A 21,640-nucleotide genomic window follows, 5' to 3' on the forward strand; every position below is an offset into this window, starting at 1 on the left:
GGATCAGTCGTCAAAAAGCTCGCGTTCAACCAGATCACACAAGATATGGATCAAGGTCAGATGGGCTTCCTGGATGCGAGGGGTATCATCGACAGCAATGTTGAGAGGCAGGTCAACACCGTCGACCATTTTCCCGCCATTGCGCCCGGTCAAGGCGACGGTCACACACGCTTTATCGCGGGCAACCTGCAATCCAGCAAGCACATTCGGCGAATTGCCACTGGTGGAAATGCCAATCACCACGTCACCGGGTTGGGCAAGTGCTTCCACCTGACGGCTGAATACGGTGTCATAACCAAAGTCATTGGCAACCGCCGTCAGAATCGAGGTGTCTGTGGTCAGGGCGATGGCAGGCAGAGCTGCACGGTTTTTCAGAAAACGACCAACCAGTTCCGCCGCCAGATGCTGGGAATCTGCGGCAGAGCCACCGTTACCCATCACCAGTACTTTATGGCCCTGTTTCAGGGCATTACACAGGGCTTGTGCCACAGCTTCAACCTGCGCAGACATGGGCAGCACAACCTGTTCAAAGACGTCAATATGACGACGCAGATGTTCGTCAATGATTTCCTGCATAGTTCTCTCTTTCATCAGCCAGGGGAAATCTGTTCTGCATGGACAATAACTCGCCAATGGCGGTGACCACCTCATCCACGGAAATGGAACGCGAGCATTGTTCATCCTCATCGCATTGTTTGCGTAGACACATAGCACAGGGCAAAGGGCTCTGCAAGCGGCGATGCCCTTCCCCCGCCGGTCCGTTTCGCTCGGCATCAGTCACCCGAAACAGGGAGACGGTTGATGTACCGACAGCGGCGGCCATATGAATAGGTCCGGTATCGCCACCAACAACCAGATCAGCCTGATCCAGAAGAGCTACCAATTCAGGCAACGTGCCGCGTGGCCAGATTACAGCGCGACCGGATGTCGCGTTATGGATCGCTTCGGCAGCCGTGCGCTCCTGTTCATTACCCCAGGTCAGCACAGGAGCAATACCAAACTCATCAAGCAGACGACTCGCCAATTGCTGCCAGCACTCGACGTTCCACAACTTGGTGTCCCAGGTGGTACCATAATGGAAGATCACCAGGGGATGATTGATGTTATATTCGGCCAATTGCCCAACCACGTGCTGTCGCGCGACTTCGTCCACATGAAGCGGCCCCGCCTGGGGCACATCATCACCACCGGGAAACGCCGCACGAGCCAACGCCAGAGCACGTTGCGCAATGTGATGTTCGCCCGCGCCCAAAGCAATGCGTTGGTTCGTCGCCAGCAGGTTGGGCCATTCACGCACCTGATGACGATCAAAACCGAATTTCTTATCAGCACGACTCACCAGGGTAAACAAACCACTCTTGCTGTTGCCCTGAAGATCCAACACCACATCATAATGATCACGCCGCAAACGCCGGATATATTTCAACGCCTTGCCGAGCATGGTCATGGTCGGCAAGGTACGCCAATACTTGGTGCGCACCGTGAGAATTTCGTGAAGATCCGGATGACCGGCCAGAACAGGGGCAAACGGATCTTCAACCACCCAATCAATTTCGGCATCAGGGTGAAGCTGATGAATATAGCGCAGCACCGGAAGCGCATGGATGACATCGCCCAGGGCGCTCATCTTAACGATAAGAATTTTCATGGATTACTTTTCCAGTAACTCGCAGGCGGCTTCAATCACATCCGAAGCTTCAATGGCGGTCATACAACGATGATCGGTCGGACATTGACGCAACAGACATGGCGCACAATCGGTCTCCTTACGCACAATGCGCACCCGCTCGGAGGCTGGACAGGTGGTGGTATGGTCCGTGGAACCGAACACGGCTACAATCGGAATATCAAAGGCGGAAGCCACATGCATGGGACCGGAATCATTGGTCACCAGCAAACGGCTGTTGGCCAACAAAGCCATCACTTGACGCACCGTGGTCTGCCCCACCATATTAATCACATCGTGATTCATCGCAGCCGCGATATCCTGGCCAATCTCCGACTCTCCCGGACCACCGGTCAGCAGAATACGGCTCTGATAGCGTGCGGCCAACTGATCCGCGACCTCGGCAAAGCGCTCCGGAATCCACCGTTTGGCCGAACCGTAAGCTGCACCGGGGTTCACGGCAATCACCCGTTCATCCCCGAGAATCGATTCCGCCCAAGCCTGCTCTTGCTCATCAATCGTCAGACACAAACGGCCATCGCCACCTTCAATACCCAGGCGACCCAGCAGTTGCAGATAATAATCGGTATGGTGCAGCAATTTATCAGCAGCCGTCACAGTCACAGGTGCGTTAAGCAACAAGCGGCGACCGTCGGTGGTGTAACCGGCCCGACAGGGAATGCGCGCGACAAACGCCAGCAATGCCGCTTCAATAGCATTCTGCAGCAACACGGCAAGATCAAACTTTTCGCGGCGCAACTCATTGGCCATGGTCAAAAAGCCACCGACACCCTTATGCCGCCCTTTACGGTCATAGACCATCACCCGGTCAATGGCCGGATGAACCCGAAACAGCTCCGCCACCAACGGATTGGCCAGCATGACAATTTCAGCCTCGGGATAACAGGCCCGCAACGCCGACAACGCCGGAGTTGTCATCACCGCATCGCCAATCCAGTTCGTCCCGCGAACGACAATGCGTTGCGGCTGTTGTGAAGTCAAACAGGTTTTGCTCACGACGTTGCGGTCTCCACCTCTTCCGCTTCATCAATCAACATCACCGGCAGTCCATCACGAACCGGATAACGCAACGAACACGCTTCACACACCAGTTTGTCATCGTTATCCAACTGCACGGCCCCTTTACACTTGGGACAAACCAACCATTGTAATAATTCCTGATCTATACCCATTGAAATCTCCTGGGAAAATTTAAACATGGGACGTCAGCGACACCAGCTCTTCGTCGTGTCTTTTGCTGACAATCTTTGCCATGTCAGGTCTTGAAAAATACATCCAACACAAAAATCTAACTCGACCATCTCATCAAACGCTAATAGCTTAATGACATGGTAACGGCGAAGCTGAAATAATGATGCCCACCGGTTTATTACCTAACAAGGCGTTGAAAAAGTTCTAAATAGACTATTTTCAACGACGGTAGCGAAAAAAGCAATCGTTGTTTTGCAAAAAGACGCAAATTATCACCACAGATCTCTGCGCTCAGTCCCTCAAAGCGTTACTCTCTATTTAGCACCGTAATTTATGTCGCCCGTCATCAGCATCACGGCCCCCTGACAACCACGAGTCCTGATACCAGCGAACAAAGTGCTCAACACCCTGCTCAATGGACCTCTGCGGAGCGTAGCTAATCACCGCGTTTAATCGACTCGTATCGGCGTAGGTTTTCAGCACATCGCCGGGTTGCATATCCAGGTAGATTTTTTCAGCAGTTTTCCCACACGATTGTTCAATGGCAGCAATAAATCGTTTCAACTCAACCGGCTGATGATTACCAACATTATATATTTTATAGGGGGCCCTTGCCGTCCCCTCCTCCTGCCTTTGCCAGCCGGGAATCACGTTTTGAAGACGCGCCACACATTCCACCACATCGTCGATATAGGTAAAATCACGCGCCATCTCGCCATGGTTAAACACCTTAATGGGCTGATCGTTGACAATCGCTTCCGTAAACAGCCACGGCGCCATATCGGGCCGTCCGCCGGGGCCATACACGGTAAAAAACCGCAGTCCGGTGACCGGCAGGCCATACAGATGAGCATAGGAGTGGGCCATCAGTTCACAGGATTTTTTCGTCGCCGCATACAACGACACGGGATAATCGACGCTATCCGTCTCACTGAATGGAATCGTACTGTTCATCCCGTAAACCGAACTGGACGAAGCAAACACCAGATGCTCTACCTGCTGATGGCGGCACCCTTCCAGAATCGTCATCATGCCAACCAAATTGCTGTCAACATAATCAAACGGCGCTTTTAGAGAATGGCGCACTCCCGCTTGAGCGGCCAAATGGATGACCCGATCAAAATGTTCCCCCCGAAATAACTCAGCAATGCCCTGACGATCGGTCAAATCCAGTTCAAGGAATGTAAAACGTTCGTAAGGGTTTAGCTGAGCCAGGCGATAGGTTTTCAATGCCGGATCATAATAAGAATTCATGTTATCGAGGCCGACCACCTCGTGCCCCTCACGCAATAATCGCAATGAAACATGCAGACCGATAAAACCGGCGGTACCGGTAACAAGATATTTCATCTACGCAACTCATGTAAGGGCTGAAAACTCAAAACCACAATTAAAGCAAAAACCCCTTGTGTTATTTCATTGCCGAAAAAAGACGAATTAAAGAAACAATATAAACACAAAGCCAAGGCCATCGGCACCACCACGATCCGTTCCAGACAGATCAAACTCGCCTTATGAATCAGCCACACCAGGCCGGTGAACAGCGCTGCGACACCAACAATGCCGGATTGAACCAGAACAGACAGATACATATTATGAGGTCCGAATCCATGACCTCTGATGTGGATTTTCTGACTGCAACTGATCGGTACACCCAAAAAAGGATGCTCGATAAACCGCTCAAGATACTGCGACCAGATCGTTAGACGGATGTCGCCCTGAACAGCATGAGCAATCCGATGATTGAGCAGGTCCCAAGAAAAATTTGGCAATGCAGCAAGTATCGCCACCAACAGCATGGCAATGACACCACCACTGACAATCGATTTTACCGACAACGAAGAGGTGCGCAAATAACGCCAGCTGAGGATTGCCATAGCAACAAACGCAACCAGCGTTCCAAGTAAGGCACTGCGACTTCCGGAAACAAGCAGACCGGATAAGCCAACACCAGCGCCAACAACACCCAGGATACGCTCGGTATGACGGTATGCCGTCATGACCAGAAACACAGCCACCAGAGAGGTGATGGCCATCAAAAAGCCAAACGGGTTGGGATTTGAAATAAAACCGGCCGCACGAGCACCAAAAGAGCGAATCATAGGAACATCATCAAAAAACACGCCACTCAGCCCGGCCAAACCATAAAAAACTCCCACACCGGTCAAAGCCAGGAGAATCTGGCGCGATGTGCAGTGGCAATAACGGCATACCGTGAGCAGAATTAGCGGGAAAAACGCTAAACGCCAGAACGCCTCAAACGCGCCATCACTGAACGGGCATCCCCGCAACACAACTGCACGTAGTTCAGAGAGCAACAATGGCAGCGCAAAACAGAGACTCAGCACGGTAATCTGTCGGGCGTGTTGCCACAACAACTGACGCGTATCGCCGCAGGCCATAACCAGCAGTGGCAATAAATAAAGGCAGCCCTGAAACACAACACCTTTCGCGGGGAAAAAAGCGATCCACAAACCTGAGAGGACAAGCAAAAGCGACATTCTTTTCGTCAATGTCATGTAAAAAACCTATGATCAAATACGGCACAAAATCCTGGAAAAACCATCACAAAATAATGTGTTTCAAAGAGGGTTCAACTCGAAAAGGGGATGATCTGCAGGATAAAGCGAGCCATATTTGGCTTTATGATATTTTGAAGGTGTCTGTCCAAGATCGATCGCCTGGTAACCAGTGCGATAGAGATCATACGCCATGACGGTCGCAGTCGGGCCAAGGGCAATCAGGATTAACCAATCTTTGTCATACACCATCACCTGCTTCATCAGCTCGTCGTAAACACTGAACGCATCTTTGGCAGGGCCATAGACAAATTCGTGGCAGCGCAGATTATCAAACAGCTCCTTTTCGAAAAAAAACCGGCTGTTGCGACCAACCACAAAGACCACTTTTCTGTTGTGCCAGATCAATTTAAGCGCAGTGATATAATCCTCAAAAGAAGTGCTTTGTTGCGGAAACACCGTGGTGATTGTCGAGGAATCATACAACCGATTATGGTCGAGAAGTTTCAAAACTCGGTTTCCCCGACGCACAACAAATTTTTTCCAGATTTCGGTCAGATCGTGCTCTGCCTGAATGGTGTTAATGCCGACCAGAAAGTTCTCATCGGTGCTGTGTAGAACTTCTTTTAACCGAGCAACGAGAGTACTGTCATAGGTCTGAAATGATTTATGGCGGCCAATGCACATATTGAATTCACCGTCACCAAAACGTCCGATACTGGCACCGTTTTTAACAAGAGACGCAACGGTTTCCAGTTCACTCTTGACCGGCGGATACTGTTCAACAAAATGGGCGATTTTCCCGGCATTGCACGCGATAATCCAGCGGTCCAAATTCTCCCGCGCCTGGTGCCGCCAGGCTTTGAACGGAATCAGAGCCATAAACACACTGACAAACCGCCGCATGATATTCCGCAAAATCCATAAATCACCACCAAACACTCGCTCCCAGGCACTGGCCCTGCACTGTGTTTTTAACGTGTTCACCACAATGACACCTCACAAAAGCGGCGTATAAAACTCTGGTCTGTCAAAAAGCATCTCCCGACAACATTGCTTATCCCACAGACTGTTCTTCAACAGCCTGGCGATGGAGGTAAATTACATAAGCGACTGATAGAACTGATGATATTTGTCAACGATAACGCGCTGAGCGTAGTGCCGCTGATAATGGTCGGCCGCCTGTTCAACAAGTCGTCCTCGCGCAGTCGAATCAACCAGCAACCCACAGATCGCTTCAGCAAGCGGTTGGGGCTGATCCACCGGCACCACCAAACCTGTCACCCCATCCTCAATCACTTCCCCCGGCCCCTGAGAGTTGGTCGCCACAATCGGGCACTGATGTGCCCATGATTCCATAACAATCGACCCCAGCCCCTCATGGCGTGACGGACACACAAACAGATCGGCGGTACGCATCAAAGCCGTGACATCATTGCGCCAGCCAAGAAATCGCACCCGGTCATCCAGACCAAGCTCATGACATAACTTTTTCAGGGCCTGCTCTTCCGGTCCTGCTCCAGCCAGCCACAACATGGCATCGGGAATGGTCACCAGCGCCTGCAACAACGTGTCGAATCCTTTGTTGATATGCAAACGCCCAGCGGCCAACAACAACGGACGATCCGTCGGGGTATTAAAGCTATCGCGCGGCAAAGCACAGACCGGTGTTTCATCGGCAAAATTCGGAATATGCACCACCCGCTTGGCCGACATGCCGCCCCGCACCAGGTGATCGCAGATCCCCTTAGATATTCCCACCCAGTAATCGGCGTGGCGGTAATATTTGAGATTGTAATAATGGCCGAGACGACAAACCAGTTGATAGGACCCCCGTGGAGTCAGGCCACTGGCCCGATTCATCCAAGTCATGACAATGTCGGGATCAAAGCTTTCAAGGGCACGGACAAAGCGAAGACGATCAAAAACATGCAAAGGACCACCAAAACGAAACCCGTCAACGCTCACGCCAAAGTCGCGCAACGCCTCGACACGCTCGGGATGGTTGCGGATAAACGCCTTTTGCTCAAGGGCATGAATATCGTGTAACCCCTGCACCAGCCGCACATAAAAATTTTCCGCCCCGCCCTGCTCAGCTCCGGCAAGTACCTGGGCAACCCTGGGATGACTCATCATACCGTCCTACCGCAAGCCTGCTTAGCTATAAGATCCTTAAAAAGGGCTTTGTAACGGCCAATGATCACCTCCATGCTGAACTCCTGAGAAAACGTCCGACGTCCCTGCTCAACCAGGCGCTCGGCAAATTGGCCATCTGCCAGTAAGCGATTAACCTGAGCTGCACACTGAATGACATTGTCCACGTCAAACAACAACCCGTTGCAACCGTCTTCAATCAACCAGGAAGGCCCCTGACTGGCCGCAGCGACAATGGGTGTTCCAGTTGCCCAAGCCTCCAGAACCACATTGCCGAGGGGTTCAAAACGGGACGGAAACACACAGATATCAGCCAGAGCAAACAACGCACGAACATCCTTGCGCAAGCCAAGAAGATGAACCCGATCAGCAACACCCAACGATGCGGCCAAATCAACCAAAGAGGATTTCAATTCACCGTCACCGGCAATCAGCAGGGTGGCCTGTGGAATATCGGGGAGCGCGCGAATCAGAACATCCTGAGCTTTTTTTTCATGCAGTCGCCCTAAGGACAGTAAAACCCGATGACCATCAGGAATTGATGGCAAGGATTCCGGAACGTCCAGACTTTCCAGTAGTTCACCAAAATTGGAGATCATACTGACGTCGTGTTGCGGCCAGTCATGGCGGGTGACATGACGCACCAGATCCGGCGTATTGACAATCAGATGATCACATTTGCGATAATTGGTGATGTCGTAATAGCCACCAAGACGTCCAACCACCACGGCTGAGGTCGACGGGCACTTGCGTGATGCCCGGTTGACCCAGGTCAAAATCAGATCAGGGTCAAACTCGTCCACCTCTCGCTTCAGGCGCTGATTGTAAAAAAGCGGCTTGGTAATACGGCCCATGGGCAAGGTGCGAAAATCAACCTCCGCTTGGTGCAGCCGCACTTCTCGAGACGGCTGCGCCTCAATGATCAGGCGCTGTTCAATCACATCATCTTTGGCAAAGGCGGCAGCAACCTTTTCAAAATAGGTCTCGGCACCGGCCTCAGACTGGGACAAAAGAATCTGCATCAACTTCATAGAAAGATCAGTCCTTTGCTACGGATGTCTGGGTGGTCGTCGTAGCTGATCTGCTTTGGTCGTTTTCGACGCCACGGTGCTGCAACATACCAACCCGACTTGGTTCATGACCACTGTCGCAACGACGGACAAATTGTCTAATTCGTTTATGCAACCGTCGGACGCGCTGGCTCACCTTGTGGCGGCGAACCGTTTTCGGCAACCAGGCAAACGGAAACACGTAAGGAGATCCCAGTCCGTCGATCACCACCAATCGGCGAATCTCATCATGTGCACCGCGTTGAACCACAATATTGTGGGTTAACACCTCCCGTGACGGCACAAGGTGTTCCAACCAGAAGTCCGCCAAAACCTCAACAGCCCGGCGGGTTGCTGCGGGGTAGCCGCGCTCCCATAAGTCCTGTTTCAGGGAGACGGAAATCCGCCCATCGGCATCGCGCACCAGCTCGGTCATCAGCCCCGGCCCCAAATCCGTCTCAACAAAACCGTCACAGCGATAAATGTGGTGATGAATCGTCTCTCCTCGGCTTTTTTGCAGCGCCTTGATCACAGCAGCTTCTTCACGATTATCATCAAAACTGGAGAGCGGCCGGAGATTGCGCGGAAAGCCCTTCTTACGCCGACAGTCTGCCAGGGTAAAATCCGGACGGCGCACCTTCACGCAGCAATCGGGATTGTCGGGATGGACGTAACACAGTCGATTGCCTCCCCGGGCAAACGGTTCGATGTGCGCCAGTTGCAGCCTCACTTCAACGTACCATCCAGATGAATATCCTCTGCCCAGACATAGTCATGGCTGAACGGTTGCAGCAAGGACGCCTCAAGGATATATTGCGCATACAGGGTATTGTTCATCTCCTGCTGGAAGAAAGCTCGCGCTTGCTCCGCCCAGGCACAACGCATGGCGTCATCACCATGAAACAAACGAATCTTTTTGAGCAGATCATCTTCATCGTTGAAATACACCACCGACTCCGGGGGCAATAACTCGTCAAACTGTGGGCCAGAATGGGTAAACTGCAGAATGCCATTGCCGGCAAGTTGGGCCATACGCGCTGAGGAATACCAGTAATGCCCCTCCTGGCGATTAAGGTTCAACCCCATCTTGGTCTCGGCCAAAGCCCGGTCATAGTCACGGCCCCACACCGGAGATTCTCCAAAGCTGCCAAAAGTTTTGAAATTCATCTCGTCAGCGAGGCTGTCCCTGAGTGAGCCGACCATTTGCAAACGTTTGGTAAAATCGTTGCTGTTGCTGCAAAACAGCAGGTCGATATCCAAATTGGTTCGCCGGGCGTTATTGAGCGTTTCCACCGCCGGATCCACCGGATTGGGCATGTGATACAGGCGCGCATTATCGCCCTGAAACAAGGACAACTCGCGCCGTCCGGTCGACACAAAAATCGCATCAACCACCTCGGCGCGATGTTTGATCTTCTCAACATTCTCCGGCACGAACAGCGGATCATTATTGCAATGCGCCACAACAACGCCCGGCTGCAACCGCTTGATCTGCTGCAATGTCGCGTTGGTGATGATGTCACAATGGCCGGCAATTACCAGGTCCGGCTCAAAGGCTTCGACCATCTCCAGCAGACGTTTATTGGCCTTGCCGCACCCCAGATCCCGCCAGCCGAACGGTGCTTCAAACGCCGCCACATCGCGGTCACTGAACACCTGAACACAATGATCATTTTTAATCAGACCGCTGGTCAGTTTTTGCGCCCAACTCACCCGGGTCTTGCCGTAACGCCGCAGTTGTTGATACGCAATATGTAATACGCGCATTGAGTTCATCCTATCTTCGAATAATCAACCAAAAGCCACCTTGACCACGGAGTCACCGAGACACGGAGAAGGTCAAAATTCTGTGTGATGTAAGGGTTTATCGAGGCCTTTATCTTGAAAATAAAATCTTTGGCTCTTTTGTCTCGCCCCGTCTGATTGGTCGGTGGCTACCCGATCTTTCCAATAGACACAGCGTCACCGCCATTGTCCTCATCGCCGCACCACCTTTTCATAGCAGTTCCACTCCGCCTGACACATGCGGTCGATGGTATAATGCTCTGCCACCCATTGCCGGCCACGCGCGCCAACGGCACGCAGATCATCGTTGCCTGTCAAAACCCGCCTCAAGGTTGCCGCAAGGTCATCGGCATCGCCGGGTTTAAACAGCCAGCCGGTCTCACCATCGCGCACTGTTTCCAGCGCGCCACCATGGGCCGAGGCAATGACCGGGCAGCCCATGGCTTGGGCTTCTACGGCCACCCGACCGAACGCCTCCGGTTCCGTCGAGGCCGACACCACCAGGTCGCTAAGCTGGTAATACAAAGCGATATCCGCCTGTGTACCGACAAAGCGCACCCGGTCAGCAATCTGATAACGTGCCGCCAGGTTTTGTAGTTCAAGTAGGTAAGCGGCTTTTTTCTCTTCACCACCAATAAACATCACCTGCCACGACAGATCCTTGATCTGATTGAGAGCTTCAAGCAAGACCACCTGTCCTTTCCAACGTGTCAGTCGCCCAGGCAACGAAATTACCGGCACACCTTCGGACAACTCCAAATGTTGCTGCAGCGGACGAATACACGCGACATCAACCAAATCCGGATTGAATACATCAGGATCATAGCCACGAGGTGCCAGGTCGATACGTGCCTCATCCACGGCGTAATGGGTCATCACATGGGTTTTGATAAAACCACTGATGGCTATCACCCGCTGACCACGCACCATGATGCTGTTGTAAAACCTCTTCAGCCGATTCTGAATGCGGTGAGTGCCGTGAAACGTGGTTAGAAACGGCACTCCGGTCCACCGACAGGCCAGATAAGCCGCCCAAGCCGGTGCCCGTGAACGTGCATGCACCAAACTGACTTTTTCCTGTTGAATGATGCGACGCAGCTTGAACGCGTTGGACAAAATAATCCACGGAGTCCGTCGCGCCAGGGGAAGTTGCAGATGCCGCGAACCTTGAGCTTCCAGCTCCTCGACCAGACGCCCCCCTTGAGAGGCCACCAGACTTTGTCCGCCTTGAGCGACAATGTATGCCGCCATTTCAACGGTCCCCCGTTCAACACCACCCTGCTGTAGAGCTGCCGTAATCTGAAGGATTTTCATAATAGCGCGGGATTATCCGTGTGAATTATTTGGGTTTGTTGAGGATAAAGCACAAATCGACCTTTTTTTTGCAACTGCGGCAGGAACCATCAAACACATGCAGGCAGTCCATGGTTTCCAGGCGGGACAACAGGCGGAAAAATTTTCCACGAGTGGGCATCGGCACAGACAGGGGGAGCACCTCGACACAGGCATTGCCGAAGCTGACCGCTTCACTGATCATGGAGCTTGAATCCGCGGTCACAAAAACATAATCGGCACCATGGAGATAATCAGAGATCGGATTGACGGGATTTTCCGAATACCAGATGGGGTCAGTGAACGGATAATCACGCAACATCTGTTCGGCAGCAACAGGCGTACGCCGCGATGTGGTCAGCCACACCTTGTGCTCGGGAAACAACGGCATGATCTTTTCAACCTGCTGACGCAGCAGATCAACATCCAGTTTTTGCTGAGCACTGTCGCCACCAACGATCAGAGCAATGTAGCGTTCAGCCGTCACAGGTGTCACAACACCCTGAGGCTGGGAAAAACTCAGATTGATGGGAACGGAAACAATATTGGCTTGCGCTGGTGGGTTATCATGCTGTTGGGCAACGATCAAATCGAAATCAAGTCGATAGCTTTTTGGCATCATGATGGCGACGGATTTACAGCCTAAGCAACGTGACAAGGTTCGGTTGGCGTAATAGGTTTCCGAACCGGCCGAGACCACAGCGTCATAATGATCGGTGGGTATATCCGCCATAAAAAAGCGCGGCGAATAAAAGCCGAACCGATCCGCGACGTAGGAGAATCCTTTTGAAGTGCGGTATTTAAAACCGACATCAAGCAACCGATAGTCGCGATTGAGTAATTTTGCAAAGGCAAGGGATTGGTTGACATGGCCGGGTTTGCCATCATTGAGGATCAATAGCGGGCCGCTGCCAGGAAGCAAACTTTTGTGAGGTGTTGCCTCATTCGGCTTGCCGTCATTCCGATAAACCAGCATGGCCGGGATACCGTCTCGCACCGGAAAACGGCTGTGACAGGAGCAACAGTGTACCGCTTCATCTCCGGACATCTCGACAGGCTGCTTACATTGGGGACAAGCGAGTAATTCGAGCAGTTCCGGCTGCAGTGACATAGTTAACTCAGATCAGGGTACATAATTGATGGCCAAAGGCCTCACAATCTCCAATCTCTAGTGTTAACGGAATGTAATAGCAGGGGATGTTAAACATGTTAGCAGTCAGTTTGACGGCGTCTTTTTCGGTGGTGATGAGAAGATCGGCTCCCGCAGCAGCCTGAGTGAGTTTTTCCACAACCGCAGGCGAATACTTAACATGATCTGCAAGGGGAATCTGCTGAGACAATGTCAGTCCCAAAGAAGACAGAGAACTGAAAAATGCCTGGGGATTGGCAATCCCGGCAAAGGCCACGATTTTTTTACCGCGAAGCTGATCCACGCAAGCCACCGAACCATTGAGATCGGTGACTTCATTGGCCAGAACATGGCGACTTGAAAAGGTCGGCTTGCCGGCAATGGCCTCGTGATGTTCCTGCTGTCCACGTGTCAGCAACAACAGATCCGCCCGTCGCAAAGCACAGGGGAATTCGCGCAAATTACCGAGCGGCAATGGCCAGCCATTGCCGAAGGGCCGATGCGCATCCAGTAGCACCAGATCAATGGATCGGCCAACTTGACGGTGTTGAAAGGCATCATCCAGCACAACCAGATCGACATCAAAAGTGCGCTCCAGTTCCTGAATTGCGACCACCCGTTTGCGGGCAATCAACACCGGCACATGAGGATTACGGCGCGCCAGCAGCACCGGTTCATCACCGGCAACACGCGCCTCCATCAGCAACTGACCATCGCCAGCAGACACGACACCGAGGTCACCGGCAAAGCTCCCTCCATAACCACGGCTGACAATCGCCACCCGTTTACCCTGACGAGAAAAATAGTTCACCAACCAGTCAACAACCGGTGTCTTGCCGAGTCCGCCAACCGCCAGATTGCCCACAGAAATAATCGGTAATGAGGAATGATAGGTCGACAACCAGCCGCGATTATAACAAAACCCCCGCAGCCAGTTGATGAAACCGTATAACAGGGCGACAGGAACGAGCAGGGCAAACAGCACTTTTTCGGACCATGTCTGTGCCCCCTGTGTCACCAGCCGGCGATGTAGAGAGACGAAATTCGCCATGGCTAGGGCTTTAAACGCAGGACATGGTGAAGGGTTTGCAACGTGGCACCGGAATTTTTCTGCAGCAGGACCGAGCCTTTTTCGCCCATGGACAGACAGGCCTGCGGATCGTCAAGCAGGCGCTCCAACTCACGGCGCAGAGCATCACTGTCTTCAATCCGACCGCCCCCCTGAGCCTGCTCAATCATCGCGGCGATCTCACGAAAATTGTGCATATAGGGACCAAAAAGAACCGGCTTCTTTAACAACGACGCTTCAAGAACGTTATGGCCACCAACAGGGACCAAGCTCCCCCCTACAAAGATCACTTGAGCCAACTGGTAAAATTTGAGCATTTCACCAATGGTATCTACCAGCAGCACCTGGCCGCAGGCAAGGGGCTGGTCCGCCAACTGTGAGCGACGTTGCCACTGCAGACGGGCATCCGTCAGCCATTCCGCCACCTGGTCACACCGCTCGGGATGACGCGGGACCAGAATCAGCAACAGGTCATCAAAGCGCTTGCGCAACTGCTGATAAACGGTGATGACCAACTCCTCTTCACCACTATGGGTACTCCCGGCCACCAGCACCCGACAGGTTTCCGGCACATGGAACTCCTGTCGCAGTTGTTCATTGCTGACATCGGCGGGCAAGCTCGATTCCATATCAAACTTGATGTTGCCGGTAACAACGATTTTATCCAGCGGTGCTCCAAGCTGTTCGACACGATCGGCATCCGTTTGTGACTGCATACAGAAACTGTTGAGCAAGCCCAACAGCGGCTGCAATAACTTTTTAAACCGCAGATAGCGCGGAAAAGAACGATCCGAAATACGACCATTGACTAAATGGACGGGAATACCAAAACGATGACAGGTGCGGATAAAGTTGGGCCACAGCTCTGTTTCGACAATGATCACCTGATCGGGACGCACACGTTGTACCACCCGTTGCACCACCCAGGAGGCGTCCAGGGGGAAAAACAAACACTCATCGACCACCTGAATACCGCGCGCAATTTCATGGCCGGTTTCAGTAACGTTGGACAACACCAGAACGGCATCGGGATGGTTTTTGCGTAATGCCTTGATCAGGGGAATGGCCGCGCGGGTTTCGCCAACAGACACCGCGTGAATCCAGAACACCTGGCGTGACGTGTCGTAATTAAATCGCTCAGGCTCAAAAAAACCGAGACGTTCGCGCAGACCACGACGCACCTTGCCCTGAATCACCCCCCGGATCAGATAGCAAGGCACCAGAAACAGGGCGATCAACCAGACGATAATGTCATACAGCAGATAAACCATAACTCTCCAACCGCTGCTCAGCTTTGAGCTGCGTCTGCATCATCGCCTGCTCCAGACGCTGGCGAAACTGTTGCGGGTCGTCCTCTTTGTCACAATACTGGGGCGTGCCATAGGCATACACCAGCCGTCCAAAAGGATAGGGTAGTAAAAACCGGTCCCAGGAGGCAAAACGGTGACCACGGCTGGCAACCAGTGCCATCGGAACCACCGGCCGTCCCGATAAACGGGCCAATTGCACCACCCCTTCTTTTAACTCATGGCGCGGGCCACGCGGGCCATCCGGCGTAATCACCAGATCTTTGGCTTCGCGCGCCAAACGCAATAATTGTTTGAAGGCAGACCGGCCACCGCGACTGGATGAGCCGCGTACCGCATGTTGTCCAAGATGGTGCATGGTACGGGCAATCAGCTCGCCATCCTTAGAGGCGCTGATCAAAATCTGCGAGCCCGGCCCCTGATACCCTTGCGCCATCAGCAAAAGTTGATCGTGCCAGAAGGACAAGATCACCGGCTGGTCCTGCTGCCACAATTGATCCACGTCTTCAGCACCGACAATCTCTTTACGTGACGTCACCGCCAGCAGGCGAATGATCTGCGCAGCCAACCACGGTGCGACATTCATCAGCAACCAGTCGCCAATCCGTTTCATCGCCGGTCCTCAAACTGCATGTCGTGCAGGCGACGATATACGCCACCGGCAGCAAGCAACTCATCATGACGCCCCTGCTCAACCAGCACACCTTCACTCAACACCAGAATTTCATCGGCATGCATGATGGTCGACAAACGATGCGCGATAACAAAGGTGGTGCGCTCCTTCATCAGGTTGGCCAACGCCTTCTGCACCACGGTTTCGCTCTCTGTATCCAAAGCACTGGTGGCTTCATCCAGCAACAGAATGGGTGCATCACGCAAAATAGCCCGAGCAATGCAGATGCGCTGGCGCTGCCCACCGGACAAACGCACACCGCGATCACCGATCACCGTTTCATAGCCCTGCGGCATTTCACGGATAAACTCGTCGGCAAACGCCAGTTGAGCAGCCTCTTCCACCTCGGCATCGGTCGCATTCACGTTAGAGTAGCGAATATTATTATACAGCGTATCGTGGAACAAAAATGTCTCCTGATCCACCAAGGCAATCTGGTTTTTGAGGCTGCTCTGAGTCACAGAGGCAATATCGTAGCCATCGATCAAAATCTGCCCGGCCACAGGATCATAGAACCGCGCCAGCAAGCCGATCAAGGTCGACTTGCCAGCACCACTGGCTCCGACCACGGCAATCATTTTACCCGGCGGTACATCAGCACTAAAACCACGCAGAACCGGCTCATCTTCATAGGCAAAATCAACCTTATTAAACACAACATGGCCACGACAGCGCGGTAGTTCAATTGCATCATCACGATCAGTCAGGTCGGGCTTCAGATCAAGCATTTCAAACACACGCTCAGCAGCACCAACCGCTTTTTGGATAACATTGTTGGTTTTGATCAGCCGTTTCATAGGGCCGTACATCATGCCCATAGCGGCAATGAACGACAGCAATTCCCCCTGAGTGATCGCCCCTTCCATAACCCGTTGAATACCGTACCACAGCACACCGGCGGCTCCAAAGGATGCCAACACCTCCATAATAGGGGCTGTCGCCGAATCGTAGCGAATCACTTTGCGCATGCGCAGATAGAAATTCCAATTTTCGCGATTAAATTTCTCTTTTTCCGCCGTTTCCGTGCCGAAAGCTTTAACGACCTTAATACCACTGAACGATTCCTGGAGGATACCGGTCAAAGTGCTCATATTGGTCAGACTCTTGCGCACATACTTCTTGATGCGCCGGCCGATCTGCGATGCCGGGACAACAGCCACCGGCAGGACAGTAAACGCCACAATCGCCAGTCGCCAGTCATTGTAAAACAACAGACCGACCAAGCCGATCAACGTAAGACCTTCGCGTACAACCGTCACCAGTTCGTCGGCAGCAGATTTTTGCAACATGTTGACATCGTTAAGTATTCTTGAAACCATACTGCCAACGGAGTTCTTTGAATAATAACGCATCGACAGATCAAGAGAGTGACAATACAAACTGTTGCGCAGATCCTGAACCACCATCTGACCGGCGGTTTTCATAAAATATTCCTGAATATATCGCGACACGCCCTTGATCGTTGCTAAACCGATGACCACCAGCGGAACCAGATTGACCAGTGTCATATTTTGGGCAGCGAGAACATAATCCACCAGAGGTTGGACCAATTTGGCAATGGCTACATCAGTTCCAGCAACGCCTAAGGAAGCGATCATGGCCAATGCAATGCGGCGTACATACGGCCGTGAATAATTCAATAGCCGCCGATAAACCTGCATATTATGCCCTGCCATGTGAACTCCCTTGTTGCGCATGTTCGCAACTTAATTCAATTGCCATCTCAGCGACCCGCCCTGAACAACCGGGCTCTCCCATGCGATGTCGCACTTCAGCCAGGTGTTGTTTCATTGTCTGGTGATACGCTTCATCATCGAGAATCCGTCTGATCTCATCAGACAGGGCCTGCGGGTGGGCATCATCCTGAATAAATTCCCGCACCACCGATTTACCGGCAACGATATTGGGCAGGCCGATAAACTCGACCGACACCAGATGTTTTCCGATCGCATAGGTCACAGGCGCGGCTTTATACAAAATCGCCATGGGCGTTTCCGCCAGAGCCACCTGCAGTGTCACCGTTCCCGATACACACAGCACCACATCACAGACTGCGGCCGTGTCGTAGATGCTATCACGAACAAAGGTGGCATTGACACCGGCAGTTTCCAGTTGCGGACGAAGTTGCTCTTCAGTCACGCCCGGTGCCAGAGGAAGGACAAAGTCCGCTTCAGGATAGGCCTGGGCCAGTTTGGCAGCGGTTTCGACAATGGTTGGAAAAGAATAGGTCAATTCATTCTGACGACTGCCCGGAAACAAACCGATGGTCGGTCCCTGACCAGTAAGTTGATAGCGTTGCCGTATCGCCTCAACATCATCACTGACTCCAGCTTCGTCCAGCAAAGGATGACCGACATAGCGCACATCAATGGGGTAGCCCCGGTAACAGTCCGGTTCAAACGGGAAGATGGCGGCCAGACGGTCCACCACAGCGGAAATCCCTTTGACACGGCCTTTACGCCACGCCCACACCTGTGGGCTGACATAATAGAGCACCGGGATGCCGGCTTTTTTGGCCTGCTTGGCCAGACGCAGATTAAAATCGGGGGAATCGATCAGAATCACTACATCAGGAGCCTGCGGACTGAATAACAACTGCTTGAGCTGCTGAAAAACCCGCCAGATTCGTGGCAGATGGCGCACCACTTCCACCAGGCCCATCACAGAAAGTTCAGAGCTGGGGACGAGGATCTCACAGCCCGCCGCCGCCATCTTTTCACCACCAACCCCGCAAAATGCCAAGTCAGGGTCCAGGTGGTGAGCGGCTTTGATCAAATTGGCACCATGCAGGTCACCAGAGGCTTCTCCGGTGACAATCAGAGCGCGTCGCGATCCGAGGCATTGGGATGATATCGTCATGCGCGTCGTTCCTTGATGAAAGTCGCAAGAGTGACATCAAAGGACTTTTTTGCAAAGCCCTCCTCAGTTACTGTAGAGCAGCAGCCTAACGAGCCACGCCCCGTTCACTGGTGCGGATAAAATCGGTAAAGGCGCGCACCTCAGGACAATCATCCACCGTGTCGGCAATCTGTTGCAGAGCTTCTTCCTGACGCAATCCGGAACGGAACACCAGTTTATAGGCTTTTTTCAACGCGGACAGCGATTCAGAGCTAAAGCCGCGCCGTTTGAGACCAATCAGATTCAAACCAATGGTTTTTGCACGGTCACCCTGAGCAATGACAAACGGGGGAACATCCTGGGCAATCATTGAACCACCGCTGGCCATGACGTGAGCTCCAACCCGGGTAAACTGATGAACAGCCGACATACCACCGAGAATGGCGTAATCATCCACTTCGACATGCCCGGCCAGTGTGGCATTGTTCGCCAAAATAACATGGTTGCCGACAATGCAATCATGAGCGACATGGGTATAAGCCATAAACAGGTTATCGCTACCGATCACGGTCTTACCACCACCATCTTCTGTTCCCAGATGCATCGTGGTAAATTCACGGATTTTGTTCCGATCACCAATGGTCAGGGTCGATTTTTCACCATGGAATTTAAGATCCTGTGGGATGGCACCAATGGATGCAAATTGAAAAATTTCGTTGTCGCAGCCAATCGTGGTGCGTCCTTCAATCACAACATGGGGACCAACAACGGTGCGGTCGCCAAGAACAACATGCTCACGAATAATGGAGTAGGCACCAACCTGAACATCTTTGCCCAGTTGCGCTCCCGGCTCGATAATTGCGGTGGGGTGTATCATGAATTAGCCTTCCCGATCAACAAAAGTTGCTTTGAGTTCCGCTTCAGTGACCAGTGTTTCGCCGACATAGGCTTTTCCGGAAAACTGATAAATGCCGCGACGACATTTCAACAGATTCAGCTCCATACGCAGCACATCACCGGGAACCACCGGCTTACGGAATTTAACTTTGTCGATTCCGGTAAAATAGGTCACTTTGTCTTCACCGATCTCGTCATTGAGACTAGCGAACAGCCCACCAACCTGGGCCATGGCTTCAACAATCAGCACACCCGGCATGATCGGATGACCGGGGAAATGCCCTTGAAAAAACGGTTCGTTAATGGTGACGTTTTTGATACCGACAATCGACTCATTTTCTGTAAAGGATTCGATGCCATCAACCAGCAGAAAAGGATAACGATGCGGCAAACGCTTCATCACTTCCGTTGCATTCATCAACATAGCTTCTATTCTTTCTCAATTTTGGCCTGTAACGCCTCAAGCTGACGTTTCAGGGCGGTAATCTCTTTTTTCATCTGCGGCAACTTCGGGAACACCATGGAAGACTTCAACCACTCCTTATGAGGGATGGCCGGGATACCCGACACCACCTGATTCCCGTCTATGTTGCCGGCAATACCACCACGGCCGCCGAGAGTGACATTATCGCCCACCGTGATATGACCTGTAATCGCCGATTGACCACCAAACGTGCAATGGCGTCCCACTTTTGCGCTACCGGCAATGCCGGACTGGGATGCCATCACCGTGTGCGGCCCCACCGTCACATTGTGAGCGACCTGGACCATGTTATCCAGTTTACAACCCTCGCCAATGCGGGTGACGCCCATCGCGGCGCGATCAATGCAGGAACCGGCACCAATTTCAACATCGTCCTCAATAACAACAATGCCAACCTGGGGAATTTTGTAGTAGACCTCTCCATCAGGAGCAAAGCCGAAACCGTCTGATCCGATGACGGCATTAGGCTGAACGATAACCCGGTCGCCAACAACACACCCTTCACGAACCACGCTGCCGGCGTGGATCTGGCAGTCGCAACCAATTTTAACCTGATCGTAGACAACCACATTGGGATAAAGGATCGATCCGTCACCAATTTGCACACCTTCGCCGATAACGGCGCCGGGATACACGGTAATCCCCTTTCCCAGTACGGCTGATGGGGCGACCTGGGCTCCAGGCAGCACCCCCAGAGGCTCCGGACGCTGGACATTCAAATGCGTCAGGACTTTGGCAAAAGCCAAATATGGATTTTTACAGACCAAATAAGCAATATCTTCCCGGTCCAGAGGACGATCAACAAGAATCGCCGATGCGGCAGTCTTGCTTACAAAGGGAAGATACTTGGGATTGGCAATAAAGGTAATATCACCGGGCCCGGCCCCGTCAATCGGGGCCAGACGCGTGATCTCTACACTGTCGTCACCGATGATGTCACCATCAATCAGTGCCGCCAGCTCTTTTAATGTCGCCATCAGGGGTTCCTCTGAATTACTTATGACTGTCTTTATAGACGGCATCATACGCTTTGATCAGCGCATCGGTATAATCAATGGCATCAATGGCATACACCAACTGACTCTTTTCAAACATCATGGTGATCCCTTTGTCCTGGCTCAGGGTCACAACTTGAGCGCCAAGATCACGCAGGATCTGTTGCGTGTAGGTCATCTCTTTGCCGCGCATCTCTTCCTGCTTGTCTTTAACAAAACGCTGGTGGTCTTTGACCTGTTGTTTGAAATCGAGTTCTTTTTCCTGGCGGGCTTCAGCACTAAGCAAAGCCGCTTGTTTTTGCAGAGATTCCTGCAGTGCACGCAGATCAGTCTCACGTTTTTTAACATCATCCTCAATGGTCTTGATCTCGCTGTCCATTTTGGCTTTGGCTGCCTGGCCCGCCGCTGACATCGTCAGAGCTTTTTGCAGATCAACGTAGCCCAGCTTTACATCCGCAGCACTTGCGGTGGCAACCAGACTCAGACACATCAGGACAGCAATAACAATACGCTTCATGTTGAACTCCTTAA

General features: G+C 52.4%; 22 protein-coding genes. All 22 read right to left on the bottom strand.

Annotated features, from left to right (window positions below):
* Positions 1–3: 3 nt before the first annotated feature.
* Positions 4–576: a D-sedoheptulose 7-phosphate isomerase gene (gmhA, locus tag DACE_RS06035; RefSeq protein ID WP_040366383.1), complete on the bottom strand. Its 573-nt coding sequence runs from the start codon at positions 574–576 to the stop codon at positions 4–6.
* On the bottom strand, positions 560–1,648 hold the full coding sequence (waaC, locus tag DACE_RS06040) for a lipopolysaccharide heptosyltransferase I (RefSeq protein ID WP_005999322.1): 1,089 nt from the start codon (positions 1,646–1,648) through the stop codon (positions 560–562). The genes gmhA and waaC overlap by 17 nt, the downstream gene beginning before the upstream one ends.
* 3 nt (positions 1,649–1,651) lie before the next feature.
* Complete coding sequence (gene waaF / locus DACE_RS06045) at positions 1,652–2,683, bottom strand: lipopolysaccharide heptosyltransferase II (protein ID WP_005999324.1); 1,032 nt, start codon at positions 2,681–2,683, stop codon at positions 1,652–1,654.
* On the bottom strand, positions 2,680–2,859 hold the full coding sequence (locus DACE_RS06050) for a Trm112 family protein (RefSeq protein WP_005999327.1): 180 nt from the start codon (positions 2,857–2,859) through the stop codon (positions 2,680–2,682). Before DACE_RS06050 ends, waaF begins: the two co-directional genes overlap by 4 nt.
* A 337-nt stretch (positions 2,860–3,196) precedes the next feature.
* Positions 3,197–4,228, bottom strand: coding sequence for an SDR family NAD(P)-dependent oxidoreductase (locus DACE_RS06055; RefSeq protein WP_005999329.1), 1,032 nt, complete (start codon positions 4,226–4,228; stop codon positions 3,197–3,199).
* A complete protein-coding gene (locus tag DACE_RS06060) occupies positions 4,225–5,397 on the bottom strand; it encodes an O-antigen ligase family protein (protein WP_005999331.1) in 1,173 nt (390 codons plus the stop codon). The genes DACE_RS06055 and DACE_RS06060 overlap by 4 nt, the downstream gene beginning before the upstream one ends.
* Before the next feature lie 63 nt (positions 5,398–5,460).
* Entirely contained in the window at positions 5,461–6,384 is a 924-nt protein-coding gene (locus tag DACE_RS06065; RefSeq protein ID WP_155809008.1) for a GT-D fold domain-containing glycosyltransferase, read from the bottom strand.
* A 114-nt stretch (positions 6,385–6,498) separates the two neighbouring features.
* Positions 6,499–7,533 (bottom strand): glycosyltransferase, encoded by a 1,035-nt coding sequence (locus DACE_RS06070; RefSeq protein ID WP_005999335.1) that lies wholly within the window; start codon positions 7,531–7,533, stop codon positions 6,499–6,501.
* Positions 7,530–8,582, bottom strand: a complete 1,053-nt coding sequence (locus DACE_RS06075; RefSeq protein WP_005999336.1) for a glycosyltransferase — start codon at positions 8,580–8,582, stop codon at positions 7,530–7,532. The genes DACE_RS06070 and DACE_RS06075 overlap by 4 nt, the downstream gene beginning before the upstream one ends.
* A 7-nt stretch (positions 8,583–8,589) precedes the next feature.
* Entirely contained in the window at positions 8,590–9,330 is a 741-nt protein-coding gene (locus DACE_RS06080) for a YrbL family protein (protein WP_005999338.1), read from the bottom strand.
* Entirely contained in the window at positions 9,327–10,367 is a 1,041-nt protein-coding gene (locus tag DACE_RS06085; RefSeq protein ID WP_005999340.1) for a glycosyltransferase family protein, read from the bottom strand. The genes DACE_RS06080 and DACE_RS06085 overlap by 4 nt, the downstream gene beginning before the upstream one ends.
* A gap of 210 nt (positions 10,368–10,577) precedes the next feature.
* A complete protein-coding gene (locus DACE_RS06090; protein ID WP_005999341.1) occupies positions 10,578–11,699 on the bottom strand; it encodes a glycosyltransferase family 4 protein in 1,122 nt (373 codons plus the stop codon).
* 25 nt (positions 11,700–11,724) lie between these two features.
* Positions 11,725–12,828, bottom strand: a complete 1,104-nt coding sequence (locus DACE_RS06095; protein ID WP_005999343.1) for an ELM1/GtrOC1 family putative glycosyltransferase — start codon at positions 12,826–12,828, stop codon at positions 11,725–11,727.
* A 7-nt stretch (positions 12,829–12,835) separates the two neighbouring features.
* Positions 12,836–13,897, bottom strand: coding sequence for a tetraacyldisaccharide 4'-kinase (gene lpxK, locus DACE_RS06100; RefSeq protein ID WP_005999345.1), 1,062 nt, complete (start codon positions 13,895–13,897; stop codon positions 12,836–12,838).
* A 2-nt stretch (positions 13,898–13,899) separates the two neighbouring features.
* The gene (locus tag DACE_RS06105) at positions 13,900–15,186 is read right to left on the bottom strand and encodes a 3-deoxy-D-manno-octulosonic acid transferase (protein WP_005999346.1); all 1,287 of its coding nucleotides are present in this window, start codon (positions 15,184–15,186) and stop codon (positions 13,900–13,902) included.
* Positions 15,167–15,835 carry a lysophospholipid acyltransferase family protein gene (locus DACE_RS06110; protein ID WP_005999347.1) on the bottom strand — a complete coding sequence of 223 codons (669 nt, stop codon included), beginning with the start codon at positions 15,833–15,835 and terminating at the stop codon, positions 15,167–15,169. Before DACE_RS06110 ends, DACE_RS06105 begins: the two co-directional genes overlap by 20 nt.
* Entirely contained in the window at positions 15,832–17,571 is a 1,740-nt protein-coding gene (gene msbA / locus DACE_RS06115) for a lipid A export permease/ATP-binding protein MsbA (protein WP_005999349.1), read from the bottom strand. Before msbA ends, DACE_RS06110 begins: the two co-directional genes overlap by 4 nt.
* On the bottom strand, positions 17,558–18,754 hold the full coding sequence (gene lpxB / locus DACE_RS06120) for a lipid-A-disaccharide synthase (protein WP_005999350.1): 1,197 nt from the start codon (positions 18,752–18,754) through the stop codon (positions 17,558–17,560). The genes msbA and lpxB overlap by 14 nt, the downstream gene beginning before the upstream one ends.
* Positions 18,755–18,839: 85 nt before the next feature.
* Positions 18,840–19,610 (bottom strand): acyl-ACP--UDP-N-acetylglucosamine O-acyltransferase, encoded by a 771-nt coding sequence (gene lpxA, locus DACE_RS06125; protein ID WP_005999351.1) that lies wholly within the window; start codon positions 19,608–19,610, stop codon positions 18,840–18,842.
* Between the two features lie 3 nt (positions 19,611–19,613).
* Positions 19,614–20,054, bottom strand: coding sequence for a 3-hydroxyacyl-ACP dehydratase FabZ (fabZ, locus tag DACE_RS06130; protein ID WP_005999354.1), 441 nt, complete (start codon positions 20,052–20,054; stop codon positions 19,614–19,616).
* Between the two features lie 5 nt (positions 20,055–20,059).
* Positions 20,060–21,094: a UDP-3-O-(3-hydroxymyristoyl)glucosamine N-acyltransferase gene (gene lpxD, locus DACE_RS06135; RefSeq protein WP_155809019.1), complete on the bottom strand. Its 1,035-nt coding sequence runs from the start codon at positions 21,092–21,094 to the stop codon at positions 20,060–20,062.
* A gap of 13 nt (positions 21,095–21,107) precedes the next feature.
* Positions 21,108–21,626, bottom strand: a complete 519-nt coding sequence (locus tag DACE_RS06140; protein ID WP_005999357.1) for an OmpH/Skp family outer membrane protein — start codon at positions 21,624–21,626, stop codon at positions 21,108–21,110.
* Positions 21,627–21,640: the final 14 nt, after the last annotated feature.

This window comes from Desulfuromonas acetoxidans DSM 684 (assembly GCF_000167355.1).
GTDB classification, from domain to species: domain Bacteria; phylum Desulfobacterota; class Desulfuromonadia; order Desulfuromonadales; family Desulfuromonadaceae; genus Desulfuromonas; species Desulfuromonas acetoxidans.